Annotated in this window: 14 protein-coding genes; all 14 read left to right on the forward strand. The window is 72.4% G+C overall.

From position 1 onward, the window contains the following. Positions 1-25: 25 nt before the first annotated feature. The 14 genes from KJS59_RS25750 to KJS59_RS25815 all read left to right on the forward strand — a co-directional run bounded on the left by KJS59_RS25750 (position 26) and on the right by KJS59_RS25815 (position 15118). Positions 26-1102 carry a Zn-dependent alcohol dehydrogenase gene (locus KJS59_RS25750; protein ID WP_213455595.1) on the forward strand — a complete coding sequence of 359 codons (1077 nt, stop codon included), beginning with the start codon at positions 26-28 and terminating at the stop codon, positions 1100-1102. Beyond that, complete coding sequence (locus tag KJS59_RS25755) at positions 1089-2117, forward strand: aldo/keto reductase (RefSeq protein WP_213455597.1); 1029 nt, start codon at positions 1089-1091, stop codon at positions 2115-2117. Before KJS59_RS25750 ends, KJS59_RS25755 begins: the two co-directional genes overlap by 14 nt. Further along, complete coding sequence (locus tag KJS59_RS25760; RefSeq protein ID WP_213455599.1) at positions 2114-3001, forward strand: amidohydrolase family protein; 888 nt, start codon at positions 2114-2116, stop codon at positions 2999-3001. The genes KJS59_RS25755 and KJS59_RS25760 overlap by 4 nt, the downstream gene beginning before the upstream one ends. Beyond that, the gene (locus KJS59_RS25765) at positions 2998-4596 is read left to right on the forward strand and encodes a UxaA family hydrolase (protein ID WP_213455601.1); all 1599 of its coding nucleotides are present in this window, start codon (positions 2998-3000) and stop codon (positions 4594-4596) included. The genes KJS59_RS25760 and KJS59_RS25765 overlap by 4 nt, the downstream gene beginning before the upstream one ends. Positions 4597-4640: 44 nt before the next feature. After that, complete coding sequence (locus KJS59_RS25770; protein WP_213455603.1) at positions 4641-5915, forward strand: extracellular solute-binding protein; 1275 nt, start codon at positions 4641-4643, stop codon at positions 5913-5915. Between the two features lie 33 nt (positions 5916-5948). Beyond that, a complete protein-coding gene (locus KJS59_RS25775; RefSeq protein WP_213455605.1) occupies positions 5949-6839 on the forward strand; it encodes a carbohydrate ABC transporter permease in 891 nt (296 codons plus the stop codon). Position 6840: 1 nt separating this feature from the next. Next, the gene (locus KJS59_RS25780) at positions 6841-7734 is read left to right on the forward strand and encodes a carbohydrate ABC transporter permease (protein ID WP_213455607.1); all 894 of its coding nucleotides are present in this window, start codon (positions 6841-6843) and stop codon (positions 7732-7734) included. A gap of 27 nt (positions 7735-7761) precedes the next feature. Continuing rightward, positions 7762-8169, forward strand: coding sequence for an RbsD/FucU family protein (locus tag KJS59_RS25785; protein WP_213455608.1), 408 nt, complete (start codon positions 7762-7764; stop codon positions 8167-8169). Further along, positions 8166-10475 carry a beta-xylosidase/alpha-l-arabinosidase gene (locus tag KJS59_RS25790; protein ID WP_249714884.1) on the forward strand — a complete coding sequence of 770 codons (2310 nt, stop codon included), beginning with the start codon at positions 8166-8168 and terminating at the stop codon, positions 10473-10475. The genes KJS59_RS25785 and KJS59_RS25790 overlap by 4 nt, the downstream gene beginning before the upstream one ends. Beyond that, a complete protein-coding gene (locus tag KJS59_RS25795; RefSeq protein WP_213455609.1) occupies positions 10472-11497 on the forward strand; it encodes an NAD(P)-dependent alcohol dehydrogenase in 1026 nt (341 codons plus the stop codon). Before KJS59_RS25790 ends, KJS59_RS25795 begins: the two co-directional genes overlap by 4 nt. Then, entirely contained in the window at positions 11494-13053 is a 1560-nt protein-coding gene (locus tag KJS59_RS25800) for an aldehyde dehydrogenase family protein (RefSeq protein WP_213455610.1), read from the forward strand. Before KJS59_RS25795 ends, KJS59_RS25800 begins: the two co-directional genes overlap by 4 nt. 42 nt (positions 13054-13095) lie before the next feature. Next, positions 13096-14055, forward strand: a complete 960-nt coding sequence (locus KJS59_RS25805; RefSeq protein ID WP_213455611.1) for an SMP-30/gluconolactonase/LRE family protein — start codon at positions 13096-13098, stop codon at positions 14053-14055. A gap of 242 nt (positions 14056-14297) precedes the next feature. Continuing rightward, positions 14298-14450, forward strand: coding sequence for an SDR family oxidoreductase (locus tag KJS59_RS25810; protein WP_213455613.1), 153 nt, complete (start codon positions 14298-14300; stop codon positions 14448-14450). 254 nt (positions 14451-14704) lie between these two features. Continuing rightward, positions 14705-15118, forward strand: a complete 414-nt coding sequence (locus KJS59_RS25815; protein WP_213455615.1) for a DUF2267 domain-containing protein — start codon at positions 14705-14707, stop codon at positions 15116-15118. Positions 15119-15177 lie beyond the last annotated feature (59 nt).

The raw sequence follows: 15177 nt of genomic DNA on the forward strand, positions 1-15177 counted from the left end.
CGGATCGGTAACGGGAGGAGGAGCGATGCGCGGAGCCGTCTTCGTGGGTGTGGACCGTGACCTGGAGCTGACCGACGTCGAGCCGGTCGGGCCGGGACCGTCTGATGTGGTCGTTGCGATTGGCGCGAGCGGGGTGTGCCACAGCGACCTGTCGGTGGTGACCGGGGCCCGCCCGTTCCCGGCGCCCGCGCTGCTCGGGCACGAGGCGGCCGGGACGGTGGTGGAGGTGGGCGCCGACGTGCGGCTGGTCCGGGTCGGCGACCGGGTCGTCACCGGCTTCATCCCGTCCTGCGGGCGGTGTTTCTGGTGCCTGCGCGGCGAGTCGAACCTGTGCCAGCTCGCGGCCGACGTGGCCACCGTGCCCCGGGCGACCCTGCCCGACGGCCGCACCGCCACCGCCTTCCTCGGGCTCGGCACCTTCGCCGAACGGATCACCGTCCACGAGGCGTCGCTGGTGCCGGTGCGGTCCGACCTGCCCGATGACCAGCTCGCCCTGCTCGGCTGCGGCGTCACCACCGGGATCTGCGCGGTCCTGCGCACCGCCCGCGTCGAGCCGGGGGACACGGTCGCGGTGCTGGGGTGCGGTGGCGTCGGGCAGGCCGTCGTGCAGGGCGCCAAGCTGGCCGGGGCCGCGCGCATCGTGGCCGTCGACCCGGTCGGCTGGAAGCGGGACATCGCGCTCTCGCTCGGCGCCACCGACGCGGTGGATCCGACCACGACGGACGTCCGCGAGGCGGTGCTCGCCGGCACCGGCGGACGCGGCGTGGACCACGCGTTCGAGGCGACCGGCCTGCCCGCTGTCACGCGGCAGGCGCTGACCGTCGCCCGCCGCGGCGGCGCGGTGATCATGCTCGGCATGCCCGCCTTCGACGCGGTGCTGGAGATCCCGGCGCTGCCCCTGTTCGCCGAGGGCAAGCGCGTCGTCGCCGGCAAGTACGGGGACGCGCAGGTGCGCCGCGACGTGCAGCGGCTGATCGAGCTGGCCGAGGCCGGCCGGATCGACCTCGCCTCGATGGTCACCCGGCGGGTCGGGCTGGCCGACGTCAACGAGGCCCTGCGGGCCATGACCGGGGGCGAGGTGATCCGCAGTGTCATCGTCTGAGTCGACCGCCGGGCGGCTGGCGCTCCCGCCGTTCGGGCTCGGCACCGCCTCCCTGGGCGGCATGTTCGACCCGGTCTCCGCGGAGCAGGCGCAGGCCGTGCTGCGGGGCGCGTTGGAGCGGGGCATCCGCTACTTCGACACCGCGCCGATGTACGGGCTCTCGACCGCCGAGCGGCGGCTGGGCGCCTTCCTCGACCACGCCCGCGGCACCGACGGGCTGCTGGTCAGCACCAAGGCCGGCCGGCTGATGCGGCCGCGCCGCTGGCCGGGCACGCCCGAGGTGCCCGACGGCTTCGGCTGGCGCAACGCCGGCGAGTTCGTCCAGGTCTACGACTACAGCTACGAGGGCATCCTGCGATCGGTGGAGGACAGCCTGCACCGCCTCGGGGCGGCCACCGTCGACGCGGTCTTCGTGCACGACATCGGCCGGGACACGCACGGCGACCGCAATGACGGGTACCTGGCGCAGCTGCGGTCCGGCGGGTACCGGGCGCTCGCCGAACTCAAGCGGGCCGGCGTGGTCCGCGCGGTCGGCGTGGGCGTCAACGAGATCGCGGCGCTGGCCGACTGCCTGGCCGACACCGACCTGGACTGCTGCCTGCTCGCGAACCGGTTCACGCTGCTGAGCCAGCCCGCGTCCGCGGAGGTGTTCGCCGAGTGCGCCCGCCGTGGCGTCCAGCTCATCGCCGGCGGCGTCTACAACTCCGGCGTGCTGGCCGGCGGCGACCACTACCTCTATGGGCGGGTGCCGGCGGACGTGCGGGACCGGGTCGGGCAGCTGCGGGAGGTGTGCGACCGGCTCGGCGTCCCGCTCCGGGCGGCCGCGATGCAGTTCGTCACCGGCAGCGGGTACTTCGCGTGCGTCATGCTCGGCGCCCGCGACCTGGCCGAGCTGGACGACTCGCTGGCGATGGCGAAGCTGCCGCTGCCCGGCGAGCTGTGGGACGAGCTGGCCCGCCGGGGCCTGGTGGACGAGCGCTGGGTCGCCGCCCGGCGGGAGGGGCGGGACGCATGATCGACGCGCACTTTCACGTGTGGCAGGTCGCCCGCGGGGACTACGACTGGCTCGCCGGCGAGGCGGCCTCGCTGCGGCGCACCTTCTCGGTGGACGACTGGGTGGCGGCCACCGCGCCGACGCCGGTCCGCGCGGGCGTCCTGGTGCAGGCCACGCCGACCGACGCCGAGACCGAGTTCGTGCTGTCGGTGGCGCGCGCGCACCCCGACCTGGTGGCCGGTGTGGTCGGCTGGGCGGACCTCGCCGCCGGCGACGCGGCGGAGCGGGTCGAGCGGCTCGCCGGGGAGCCCGGTGTCGTCGGGCTGCGCCCCTGGCTTCAGGCGATCCCCGACCCGGACTGGATCCTCGCTCCCGCGGTCGGGCGCGGGCTGCGCGCGATCGAGTCCGCCGACCTGGTCTACGAGGCGCTGGTGCGGCCCGTGCACCTGAGCCGGCTGGTGGAGGTCGTCCGGCGGCACCCCGGGCTGCGGATCGTGGTCGACCACGCCGCGAAGCCCGACATCGCCGCGGACGCCTTCGCACCGTGGGCGTCGGACCTGCGCCGGCTGGCCGAGGCGCCGACCGTGGTGTGCAAGCTGTCGGGGCTGCTGACCGAGGCGGGTACCCGCACCGACGCCGCCGCGCTGCGACCGTACGTGGAGACCGTGCTGGAGGCGTTCGGCCCGCGGCGGGTGCTGTGGGGTAGCGACTGGCCGGTGGTGACCACGGTGGCGGACTACCCGGCCTGGCTGGCCATGGCCCGTTCCCTCGTACCACCGGAGCACCACGAGGCCGTCTTCACCACCAGCGCCCGCCGGGCGTACCGGCTGGCCACCCAGGCGGTAGCGGAGCAGAGCGCGGTGCCGGACGGTCCCGCGGCCGCCGGACCGGAGGTCGGACAATGACGAAGAATCCCCAGCCGGCCAGCAACGAACAGCCGGCCACGGCGGCCGTGCCGTTGGCGCTGGCCCGGTCCCGCCGCACCACGATCCGGCTGCACCCGGCGGACGACGTCGTCGTCGCCTGCTACGGCCTGACTGCGGGCGACCGGCTGGACGGCGAGGGTGTGACCGTCGTGGACCCGATCCCGTCCGGCCACAAGGTCGCCACCCGCGCCATCGCGGCCGGGGAGCGCGTGCTGCGGTACGGCCAGATCATCGGCGTCGCCACCCGGGACATCGCGCCCGGGGCCCACGTGCACGTGCACAACCTCGACATGGTGGAGTTCGAGCGCGAGTTCGCGCCGGCCGTCGATGCCCGGCCGACCGAGTACGTGCCGCAGCCGGCGACCTTCCTCGGCATCCGGCGGGCCGACGGGCGGGCCGCGACCCGCAACTACATCGGCATCCTCAGCAGCGTGAACTGCTCGGCGACGGTGGTCCAGGCGATCGCCGAACACTTCCGCCGGGACATCCACCCGGAGGCGCTCGCCGACTTCCCGAACATCGACGGCGTCGTGCCGATCACGCACGGGGTCGGCTGCGCCGTCGACCCGCGGGGCGTCGGCCTGCGGGTTCTCCAGCGCACGCTGCGCGGGTACGCCCAGCACCCGAACTTCGGCGCGGTGGTGGCGATCGGGCTCGGCTGCGAGACCAACCAGCTCGAGGACCTCATGGAGGTCGATCTCAGCGCCGTCGACCGGCCGGTGGTCGGCTTCAACATGCAGGACGTCGGCGGCACGGCCAAGAGCATCCGCCGCGGCATCGAGCTCGTCACCGGGCTGCTGCCGGAGGTGAACGACGTGCGCCGGGTGCCGGTGCCGGCCGCCGAACTGATCGTCGGTCTCCAATGTGGAGGATCGGACGGCTACTCCGGCATCACGGCCAACCCGGCCCTGGGCGCCGCGGTCGACCGGTTGGTGCGGCACGGCGGCACCGCGATCCTCTCGGAGACCCCGGAGATCTACGGCGCCGAGCACCTGCTGGCCCGGCGCGCGCACACGCCGGCCGTGGCCGGCCGGCTGCTGGACCGCTTCGCGTGGTGGCAGGAGTACGCGCACCGGATGCAGGCCGAGCTCAACAACAATCCGTCCGCCGGCAACAAGGCCGGCGGCCTGACCACCGTCCTGGAGAAGTCGCTCGGCGGCGTTTCGAAGGGCGGCAGCACCGACCTCATGGAGGTCTACGAGTACGCCGAGCGGGTGCGCGAGCACGGGCTGGTCTTCATGGACACGCCCGGCTTCGACCCCGTCTCGGCCACGGGCCAGGTCGCCGGGGGAGCGAACCTGATCTGTTTCACCACCGGCCGGGGCTCCGCCTACGGCTGCCAGCCGACGCCCTCCCTCAAGCTCGCCTCCAACAACGAGCTGTGGCTTCGGCAACGCGAAGACATCGATATCAACTGCGGCGACATCGTCAGCGGGTTCAGCACGGTCGACGAGGTGGGGGAGCGGATCTTTCAGCGGATGCTCTCCTGCGCCTCGGGCGAGAGATCGGTCAGCGAGCTGCTCGGCTACGGGCAGAACGAGTTCGTGCCGTGGCAACTGTCCGCGGTGATGTGAACGGCCACCTCGCCGACCACGAAAGGGACAAGGGAGTCGAGCACATGAAAGCCCACCGTTTTCTAGCGGTCGCCGCGGCAGCGGCGATGGCGGTCACCCTCGCGGCATGCGGGACCTCCGGGCCCGGCAGCAGCGACGGCGGCCAGACCCTCAACCTGTGGTACCTGTCGGACAACCCGACAGTGCCGGACGCCGCCAAGCGGTTCGAGGCGGCGAACCCGGGGTGGAAGGTCAACCTGACCGACACCCCCAACGACCAGTACAAGACGAAGCTGCGGGTCGGTCTCGGCACCGCGAACGGGCCGGACGTCTTCTTCAACTGGGGCGGCTCGGACCTGATCGAGTACAAGAAGTCCAACCTCATCGTCTCGGTCGACGACCTGATGGAGCAGAAGAAGCTCGCCGACGTGTTCGGCCCGGCGGTGCTGCAGCAGGGCCAGGTCGACGGCACCCAGTACGCGCTGGCCACCGCGGTCGAGGCGTCGATGGTCTGGTACAACAAGGAGATCTTCGACAAGCTGGGCCTGTCCGCGCCCACCACCTGGGAGCAGTTCCTGGACGTCATCGCCAAGACGAAGGCGGGCGGCTACACCCCGATCGCGATGGCCAACGCCAGCCAGTGGCCGGGTAGCCAGTGGTGGTCGGAGCTGGTGGCGCTCTCCTGCGGCCCGGACTTCTGGGCCACGCTCGGTACCGCCGACCCGAAGATCCGGCTCGACGACCCGTGCGTGGTCGACGCGCACCAGAAGCTCGTCGACCTGGTCAAGGCGGGCGCGTTCAACAAGGGCTTCAACGGTCTGGACTACGACAAGGGTGAGTCCCGGCAGCTGTTCTGGTCCGGCAAGGCCGCGATGAACCACATGGGTAACTGGACGCTCACCTCCGCCAAGGAGGAGGCGCCCGAGATGATGTCCAAGATGGACTTCTTCACCGTGCCGGCGTGGTCCGGGGCCAAGGGCACCAGCGACATGATGACCGGTGGCCTGGCGCCGATGTACTCGGTGGCCGCCACGAGCAAGAGCCCGGACAAGGCCAAGGAACTGCTGTACTACCTGGTCAACGAGGACTCGGCCAAGGACATCACCAAGCTCGGCCGGGTGCCCGTCTACAAGGGGACCGAGATCACCGATCCGCTGGTGAAGAAGGTCTCGGACGCGATCACCGCCGCTCCCGCCCTGGCCCCGTGGCCGGACCACGTGCTGGAGCCGGAGTGGACCACGGAGATGCTCCAGGACACCCAGAGCCTGTTCGGCCTGAGCCTGAGCCCGCAGGAGGCGGCCGCCAAGATGCAGGCCAAGTACGAGCAGGTCCACAAGTAGGCGCGGGCCCACGACGAGAGGACTCGGCACACCATGATTCGCAGTGAACGGTTGAAATGGGCGGCGTTCCTCGCGCCCGCGCTCGCGGTCTACGCCGTGTTCCTGATCTACCCGGTGGTGCAGTCGGGTGTCCTGAGCTTCTCGTCGTGGGCGGGCCCGGGTCGCCCGTCGATCCCGGTCGGCCTGGACAACTACCGTGAGCTGTTCGGGGACCCGATCTTCTGGCGGGCCCTGCGCAACACCGTGGTGCTGTTGGTGGTGAGCGTCTTCGTCCAGTTGCCGATCGGCCTGGGGCTGGCGCTCATCGTCACCAGCGCCCGGCGGGCGCGTCGGCTCTGGCGGGGCGTCTTCTTCATCCCGACGCTGATGTCGACGGTCGCCGTGGCCATCCTCTGGCGCTTCGTCTACAGCCCGGACTACGGCATCATCAACGGGTTCCTGCGCGGGGTCGGCCTGGAGGACCTCGCGCAGGGCTGGCTCGGCCAGACCAGCACCGCGCTGTTCGCGGTGATCGGGGCGAACGTCTGGCAGTGGGCGCCCTTCTACATGATCATCTATGTCGCCGCGCTCGTGGGCCTGGATCCGGAGGTCTACGAGGCGGCGGCCCTGGACGGCGCGGACGGCTGGCAGAAGTTCTGGCACATCACGCTGCCGTTGCTGCGCCCGGTGCTGTTCACCACGGCCATCCTGTCGCTCGCCGGATCCATCAAGGCGTTCGACCTGGTCTACATCATGACCGACGGTGGCCCGAGCAACTCCACGGAACTGCTCGCCACCTACATGTTCCGCCAGGGCTTCACCAACTACCGGCTCGGCTACGCCAGCACCATCGCGATGGTCATGTTCCTCATCACGTTCGTGCTGACCGTCGTCGTGCTGCTCCGGTCGAACCGGCGCGAGGCCGTGGAGAAGGCGAGGGGTTGAGATGACCAGCGCAGTGGTGGACCGCACCCCGACCGGCCGGCAGCCGGCGAACCGCGACGACCGTCCGCTCCGGGTCTCCCGGTGGCCCCGCGCCGCCCGGCTGGTGATCGCGAGCATCGCGGCGGTGCTGTCGCTGTTCCCGTTCGTCTTCATGCTGCTCGGCTCGCTGAAGACCCGCGGCGACTTCCTCGACCACCCGTTCGGGCTCCCGCGCGAGATCACCCTGGCCAACTTCACGGGCCTGTTCTCCGCCGACTTCGGCCGGTACTTCCTCAACAGCATCGTGATCGCCGCGGTGACCGTCACCGGCACGGTCGTCCTGGCGATCCTGGCGGCCTACCCGCTGTCGCGCTTCCGCACCCGGCTCAACACGCCGATGATGCTGCTGTTCCTCGCCGGGATCATGGTCCCGGTGCACGTCACCCTGATCCCGATCTACGTGCTGACCCAGCAGCTGACGATGTACGACTCGATCGCCGCGCTGTTCGGCCCGTTCATCGCGTTCAACCTGCCGATCGCCGTCTTCGTCCTGGCCAGCTTCTTCCGCCAGATTCCGGAGGCGCTGTTCGACGCGGCGAAGATCGACGGCGCGGGTCACTGGCGGATCCTGCGCAACGTGGTGGTGCCGGTCGCCGGGCCGGCGATCTCCACCGTGGCGATCATCACGTTCATCTTCGTGTGGAACGAGTTCGTGTTCGCCCTGGTCCTGCTCTCCTCGCAGGCCAACTACCCGTTGCCGCTCGGCCTCAACGCGTTCTACGGCCAGTTCAGCGTGAACATCCCGGGCATGATGGCGGCGCTGACGCTGGCCACCATTCCGTCGATCCTGTTCTATCTAGTGGCCCAGGAGCGGGTCGTCTCGGGACTCGCGGCCGGGGCGCTGCGCGGCGAATAGCGCGACGACCCGCAACCAGGAGGTGTGGTGCTTCTCAACATCAACCCGCTGCTCACCGGCGAGCTGCTCAAGCGGCTCGACGAGATGGGGCATTCGGACTACGTGCTGATCGCCGACGCGAACTTCCCGGCGCACCGCCTCGACCCGCGGGCGGTGGAGTACCCGGGAACGACCGTGCCCCAGGTCGTCGCCGCGATCTGCGAGGTCCTGCCGCTGGACGACGCGCTGGCGCCGGCGCTCATGGACAGCGGGCAGACGCCGGCGCCCGCCGTCCAGGCGGAGATCCTGGCGGCGGCCGGGCACCCGGCGCCGCCGCGGATGGTGGACCGCTGGGCGTACTACGACCTGGCCGCCGGGGCGAGCGTCGTGGTGTCCACCGGCGAACTGCGGCTGTGGGCGAACATCATCCTCTACAAGGGACTGGTAACCCGGTGACCGGCCCCGTGCCGGCGGGGCCGGACCGCGTCGCCACGCTGCTCGCCTCGATGACCCTCGACGAGAAGCTGGCCCAGCTCGTCGGCCTTTGGTCCGATGTGGACGCCAGGGACGACGAGGTGGTCGCGCCGTTCCAGGATTCGATGCAGGGCGAGCTGCCCAGCTTCGAGGAGTTCGCCCGGGACGGCCTGGGCCACGTCACCCGCCACTACGGCACCGCCCCGGTCGACCCGGTCGAGGCATCCCACCGCCTCGCCGAACGGCAACGCTGGCTCGTGCACCACACCCGGCTCGGGATTCCGGCCATCGCGCACGAGGAGTGCCTCACCGGGCTGGCGGCGTGGCGGGCCACCTCCTACCCGTCGCCGCCCGCCTGGGGAGCCACCTTCGACCCCGGGCTGCTGGAACGCGTCGGGGCGCAGATCGGCCGCACCATGCGGGCGCTCGGCGTCCACCAGGGCCTGGCACCCGTGCTCGACGTGGTACGGGACATGCGGTGGGGGCGGGTGGAGGAGACCATCTCGGAGGACCCGTACCTGGTCGGGATGATCGGCAGCGGCTACGTTCGCGGGATGCAGTCCGAGGGGGTGGTGGCGACGCTCAAGCACTTCGTCGGCTACTCCAACTCCCGGGCCGGGCGCAACCTCGCGCCGGTGCACGCCGGCCCCCGCGAGGTCGCCGACGTCCTGCTCGAACCGTTCGAGATGGCCGTCCTGGACGGCGGCGCCGGCTCCGTCATGAACTCCTACTCGGAAATCGACGGCATCCCGGTCGCCGCCGACCCGGCGCTGCTCACCGGGGTGCTGCGCGACGACTGGGGATTCACCGGCACGGTCGTCGCCGACTACTTCTCCGTCGCGTTCCTGCACACCCTGCACCGCACCGCGCCCGACCTCGCGGCGGCCGCCGCGCAGGCGCTGACCGCCGGCATCGACGTCGAGCTGCCGACCGGAGTCGCGTACCTGGCCCCGCTGGCGGCGGCGGTCCGCGCCGGCCGGGTCGACGAGGCGCTGGTGGACCGGGCCGTGGCGCGGGTGCTGCGGCAGAAGGCCGACCTCGGCCTGCTCGACGAGGACTACCGGCCGGTGGAGGTGGACCGGATCGACCTGGATCCCCCGGCCGGCCGGGCGCTGGCCCGCGAACTCGCGGAGAAGTCCGCGATCCTGCTCGCCAACCCGGGCGATCTCCTGCCCGTGCCGGCCACCGCGGGGCTGCGCATCGCGGTCGTCGGCCCGAACGCCGACGACCGGCACGCCCTGTTCGGCGGGTACGCGTTCGCCAACCACGTCCTGCCCCAGCATCCCGGCACCGACTTCGGCATCGAGGCACCCACCATCCGGGCCGCCATCGCCGCCGAATTCCCCACCGCGTCGGTCGGCTTCGCCCGCGGCTGCACCGTGGACACCGCCGACACCGGCGGCTTCGCCGAGGCGCTGCGGCTCGCCACCGAGGCGGACATCTGCGTCGCCGTGCTCGGCGACCGGGCCGGCCTGTTCGGCCGGGGCACCTCCGGCGAGGGCAGCGACGCCGCGTCGCTGCGGCTGCCCGGCGTCCAGGCCGCGTTCCTGGCGGCGCTGGCCGGCACCGGTACCCCGGTGGTCGCGGTGCTGGTCACCGGCCGCGGGTACGTGCTGCCTGAGGCGGCCGCCGGCGCGGCGGTGATCCAGGCGTTCTTCCCCGGGGAGGAGGGCGCGGCAGCCATCGCCCGGATCCTGTCCGGTGCCGTCAACCCCTCCGGCCGGTTGCCGATGAGCCTGCCGGCGGTCGACGGCGCCCAACCGTACAGCTACCTGCACCCGGCGCTGGGCGAGGCCGCGTCCGTCTCCAACCTGCGCACCGAGCCGCTGTTCCCGTTCGGGCACGGGCTGTCGTACACCTCGTTCGAGTACCGCGACTTCACCTCGGACACCACCGTGGACGTTGCGGGGTCGCTGCGCTGCGCGGTCACCGTGACCAACACGGGGGAGCGGGCCGGCGAGGAGGTCGTCCAGATCTACGGAAGCGACCTGTACGCCAGCGCCACCCGGCCACTGGCCCAGCTGCTCGCCTTCCAGCGGGTGCCCCTCGACCCGGGAGCCAGCGCCCGGGTCGAGTTCACCGTTCCCGCCCGGCGCTTCGCCTTCACCGGCCCGGCGGGTGTGCGCATCGTGGAACCCGGCGCGATCGAGGTGTCGGTGCGCCGTTCGGTCCGGGATGTGGTCGCTACCGTCACCGCCGACCTCGTCGGTGGCGTTCACCGGGTCACCGTGGCCGATCGGCGCGTCGCGCACGCCGTCGTCCACCCGTCAGAGAGGAGTTCAGCGTGACCGCCGAGACCATGCGGGCGAGCGTTCTGGTGGCGAAGGGCCGCCTCCGGGTGGAGGAGGTGCGGGTCCCGGAGCCGGCCGCGGACCAGGTGTTGGTGCGGATCGCCTCGGTGGGGGTCTGCGGGTCGGACGTGCACTACTTCCAGCACGGCCGGATCGGTGACTTCGTGCTCACCTCGCCGATGATCCTCGGCCACGAGGCGGCCGGGACCATCGTGGCGGTCGGCTCCGGAGTGCCGGCGGACCGCATCGGCCAACGGGTGGCGATCGAACCGCAGCGCGCCTGCCGGGTGTGCGAGCAGTGCCGGCACGGCCGGTACAACCTCTGCCCGTCCATCGAGTTCTACGCCACGCCGCCGATCGACGGCGCGTTCGCGGAGTACCAGTCGATCCAGGCGGACTACGCGTTCCCGATCCCGGATTCGATGAGCCTGGAGGCCGCCGCCCTGTGCGAGCCGCTGTCGGTGGGCATCTGGAGCAACCGCAAGGCGGGCACCGGGCCGGGCTCGCGGATCCTGGTGGCCGGCGCCGGGCCGATCGGCGTGATCATCACGCAGGTGGCGCGGGCGTTCGGCGCCGCCGAGGTCATCGTCTCCGACGTGGCCGCCGGCCGCCGGGAGGCGGCGCTGCGCTACGGTGCCAGCCGGGTCATCGACCCGACCGCGCAGGACATCGCCACATTGGACCTGGAGGTCGACGCGTTCATCGACGCCAGCGGCGCGGAACCGGCGGTCCGGGCCGGGGTGATGGCGGTCAAGCCGGCCGGGCGGATCGTGCTGGTCGGCATGGGTGCGGACGACGTCACGCTGCCGGCGTCCCGGATCCAGAACCGGGAGCTGGTGCTGACCGGCGTCTTCCGGTACGCGAACACCTGGCCGCTCGCGATCGAACTCGCCGCCTCCGGCCGGGTGGACCTCGACTCCATGGTCACCAGCCAGCACGGCTTGGCCGACGTCGAGGCGGCGCTGACCGCCACGACGGACCCGCGGACGCTCAAGGCCGTCGTCCGCCCGGGCGAGTGACGGCCCGTGCGCCCCAATCGTGGCAGGAGGGAAATGCTGTGAACGTGGTCACCACGGTCGATCCGAGGGACGGCCGACGCCGCGAAACCGACCTCACCGAGACCGACGACGCCCGGGTGGCGGCGATCGCTGCCCAGGCGTCCGGGGCGGCGCAGTGGCTGTCCGGCCTGGGCCGGCTCGGCCGCGCCGGGCTGCTCGACGCGATCGCCGATGCGCTGGAGTCCCGCCGCACCGCCCTGGTCGCGGCCGCCGAGTCGGAGACCGGGCTCAGCCACCCACGACTCGACCAGGAACTGACCCGGGCGGCGGTCCAGTTCCGGATGTTCGCGGACGTGCTGCGCGACGGCGACTACGTCGAGGCGGCCATCGACCACGCCGCCGACACGCCGCTCGGGCGGGGACCGGACGTGCGCCGGATGCTCGTACCGCTGGGGCCGGTCGCCGTCTTCGGCGCCAGCAACTTCCCGTTCGCCTTCTCGGTCGCCGGTGGTGACACCGCCGCCGCGCTCGCGGCCGGCTGCCCCGTCGTGGTGAAGGCCCACCCGTCGCATCCGCTGACCTCGCACGCGTCCGCGGCGGCGATCGGGGCGGCCATCCGCGGGATGAGCGGGCCCGACGGTGTGATCGCGGCCGGGTACGGGGAGCCGGCGGGCCGGGCGCTGGTACGCCACCCCGCCATCCGCGCGGCCGCGCTGACCGGCTCCATCGGCGCCGCCCGGGCCATCCAGGCCGCCATCGACGAACGGGCCGAACCCATTCCCCTGTACGCCGAACTGAGCAGCGTGAACCCGATCGTCGTCCGGCCCGGGGCGGCGGCCGCCCGCGGGGACCAGATCGCCGACGGGCTGTTCGCCTCGTTCACCGGCTCGGGCGGCCAGCTGTGCACCAAGCCCGGGCTGGCGTTCATCCCCGCCGACCCGGGCGGCGACCGCCTGCTCGAGGCGCTGCGCGCGCGGGTCGCCTCGGCCGGTGGTGCGGTCCTGCTGAACGAGCGCATCCGCGACGCGTTCGTCACCCGGGCGGCGGCGTTCGAACGCGCCGGCGCCCGCGTCTCGGCGCGCCCCGAGGTCGGCCCCGACCCCGGTTTCACCGTCGCGCCGACCCTGCTGGAGATCGGTCCGGCGGAGCTGACCGCCGAGCTCGCCGACGAGTGCTTCGGCCCGCTCATGGTGGTGGTCCGCTACCGCGAGGACGTCGAACTCGATGCGGCGCTCGCGACCGTCCCGCCCTCGCTCACCGGCTCCGTCCACAGCGGGCCGGAGGACGACGACGCCGCGCTCCGCCGGCTGGTCGACGCGCTCGCCGCGCGCTCGGGTCGCATCGTCTTCGACGGCTACCCCACCGGCGTCCGCGTCTCGTGGGCGCAGCACCACGGTGGGCCCTGGCCGTCGACCAACACGGTGCACACCTCCGTGGGTGCGACGTCGATCCGACGATTCCTCCGCCCGCTCGCCTGGCAGGACGCCCCGGAGTGGGTGCTGCCCGAGGAACTCAGGGACGACTTCACCGCGATCGCCCGCCGGGTCGACGGCAGGCTGGAACCCGCCCAGCCGTAGCGTGTGGACTACCGCGCCGCGTGCCGGTCCGGTGGCGTCAGGGTGACGCCGCCGGCCGTGGCGTTCCTGGCCTCGCCCGCCGCGTCCTACGTCACCGGTCGCGTGCTGGCTGTCGATGGTGGACTGAGCGCGCAGGCGTACTCGGTCGGTGATGAACCGGGGCTACCGGCGGGCTGGGGGTACGGCGTGACCGCTCAGCTGCGGGTCCTGGTGGCCGGTGTGCCGCACCCGGAGACGGCTGTACCCGGTCCGGGCGGCTGGGTGTACACCGGCACAGGCACCGCGCACTATCTCTCGCCCGGCCCGATCGTGCGGGTGTCACCCCGGGGCGATCAGGAGATCTTCTCGGACACCGGGGGCCGGGTCCTGGGCTTGGCGTTTCTTCCCGGTGGCGACCTCGTCGCGTGCGACAGCACCAGGGGCGCCCTCGTACGGCTGAACCCGGACGGCCGGACCGTTTCCACGATCCTCCAAGTGGGCGGATGGCGGTTGCGGCGGCCCAACGGGTGCGTCGTGGACCCGGCCGGCGGCGTGTGGTTCACCGACTCCGGCAGCGCCACCGCGGGCGAGGCCACGGGCGCCGTCCTCTACGTCGACCTCGACCGGGGCCTGGGTCTGGTTGCCGCAACCGGCCTGGTGTTCCCCAACGGCATCGGACTGGCCCCGGATGGCCGGCGGCTGTATGTGGGGCTGACCCGGGATGACGCCCTCGTGTCGTTCCCGGTGACCGGACCGGGCGAGCTGGGCGCGGGGCGGGTGATCGCCGACGGCCTGGCGTCCGGGCCGGACGGGCTCAGCGTGGCGCCGGACGGAAGGGTGTACGTCGCGCTGACCCGCACGTCGCGGGTGGTCGCGGTCACGCCGGATGGTTCCGTCGACGTCGTGGTCGAGGACCCGCAGCGATTGCACATGCCGTCGCACGCGGGACTCACCGCTACCGGCGCGCTGCTGATCCCATCGCTGTTCGGCGACACGATCTGCGTGCTCGCCCCGCTCGACTGAGCAGGGAGGTTGAATGACCGTCCGATGCTGCCTCGGCGCAGTGGCACGGCCGTGGTGGTCGGCTCCGACGCGGGCAAGCGCGGCGGGGGCGGTCTGATCGCTGAGCCGCCTACGCCGCCGCCAAGGCGCCGGTGAGTTGTCCATGGTGAAGTCGCTGGCCAGGGAGTTCGCCCGGTCCGGTGTGCGCGTCTACGCCCGCACCCCCGGCCCGTCCGACACGCCCATGCACCAATCGATCAGCGATGAGCTGCGCGCGGATCGACGCCGGCCTGCCGATCGGCCGGATGGGCCGCGCCGACGAGATGGCTGCCGCGGTGCTGTTCCTCAGCTCACCGGCCGCCTCGTTCGTCTACGGGGCCTCGTTGAATGTGGATGGCGGCTCGCTGTTCGAGTAACCGGTGCGTCGTCGCCTTGCCTCCCGTGGACGGCGTCCCGCCGGTGCCCGCCGGCGCGGCCGGTGCGGCGCGACTCGGCCGCACTCGGTTAGGCGCTGCGGAGGCGCTCGGCGCCGCACGGCGCGGGATCGCGAGAGCTAGAAATCGGCGTAGGAGTCGGTCAGACTCACCTGCCGCGTGGCTGGTGGTTGGGCATGGGCGTGCCGTCGTGGGGTACGGGATTTCTCTACGGCCACCGCGTGGAGGTGATAACCGTGCAACACGACGAGTTCATCGGGCAGGTGCAGGCGCGTGCCCGCCTGGGTAGCCGGGGAGACGCGGAGCGGGTGACCCGGGCGGTGCTGGAGGCGATCGGCGAGCGCATCCCGGACGGGCTGACGGGCAACCTGGCCTCGCAGCTACCCCGGGAGATCGGCGAGCACCTGCGGCGCACCGAGCGGCCGGACCGGGATGGGACCGGCGAGCACTTCGACCGCAACGGTTTCGCCGACCGGGTGAGCGAGAAGTCCGGTTACGACGGGCCGGGGGCGATTTTCGTGGCGCGGGTGGTGTGTGAGGTGCTCCGCGAGGCGACCACGGGCGGCGTGATGGCGAAGGTGCGCGACTCGCTCCCGCCGGACCTCAGACCGGTCGTCATGGCCGGCAGCAGCGGCCGGATGCGCGACTGATTCGGACGGTGGCGCTGCGCTGTGGTCCCCTGGGCGGCTGGCCGGACATGCGCAGTGCC

It is taken from the genome of Rhizomonospora bruguierae (genome assembly GCF_018397995.1).
GTDB lineage: Bacteria > Actinomycetota > Actinomycetes > Mycobacteriales > Micromonosporaceae > Rhizomonospora > Rhizomonospora bruguierae.

What these genes read in the sequence shown, in the direction of transcription:
- KJS59_RS25750 (WP_213455595.1), top strand. Translation starts at nt 26, where the DNA reads ATGCGCGGAGCCGTCTTCGTGGGTGTGGACCGTGACCTGGAGCTGACC.
- KJS59_RS25760 (WP_213455599.1), top strand. Translation starts at nt 2,114, where the DNA reads ATGATCGACGCGCACTTTCACGTGTGGCAGGTCGCCCGCGGGGACTAC.
- KJS59_RS25765 (WP_213455601.1), top strand. Translation starts at nt 2,998, where the DNA reads ATGACGAAGAATCCCCAGCCGGCCAGCAACGAACAGCCGGCCACGGCG.
- KJS59_RS25770 (WP_213455603.1), top strand. Translation starts at nt 4,641, where the DNA reads ATGAAAGCCCACCGTTTTCTAGCGGTCGCCGCGGCAGCGGCGATGGCG.
- KJS59_RS25775 (WP_213455605.1), top strand. Translation starts at nt 5,949, where the DNA reads ATGATTCGCAGTGAACGGTTGAAATGGGCGGCGTTCCTCGCGCCCGCG.
- KJS59_RS25780 (WP_213455607.1), top strand. Translation starts at nt 6,841, where the DNA reads ATGACCAGCGCAGTGGTGGACCGCACCCCGACCGGCCGGCAGCCGGCG.
- KJS59_RS25810 (WP_213455613.1), top strand. Translation starts at nt 14,298, where the DNA reads ATGAGCTGCGCGCGGATCGACGCCGGCCTGCCGATCGGCCGGATGGGC.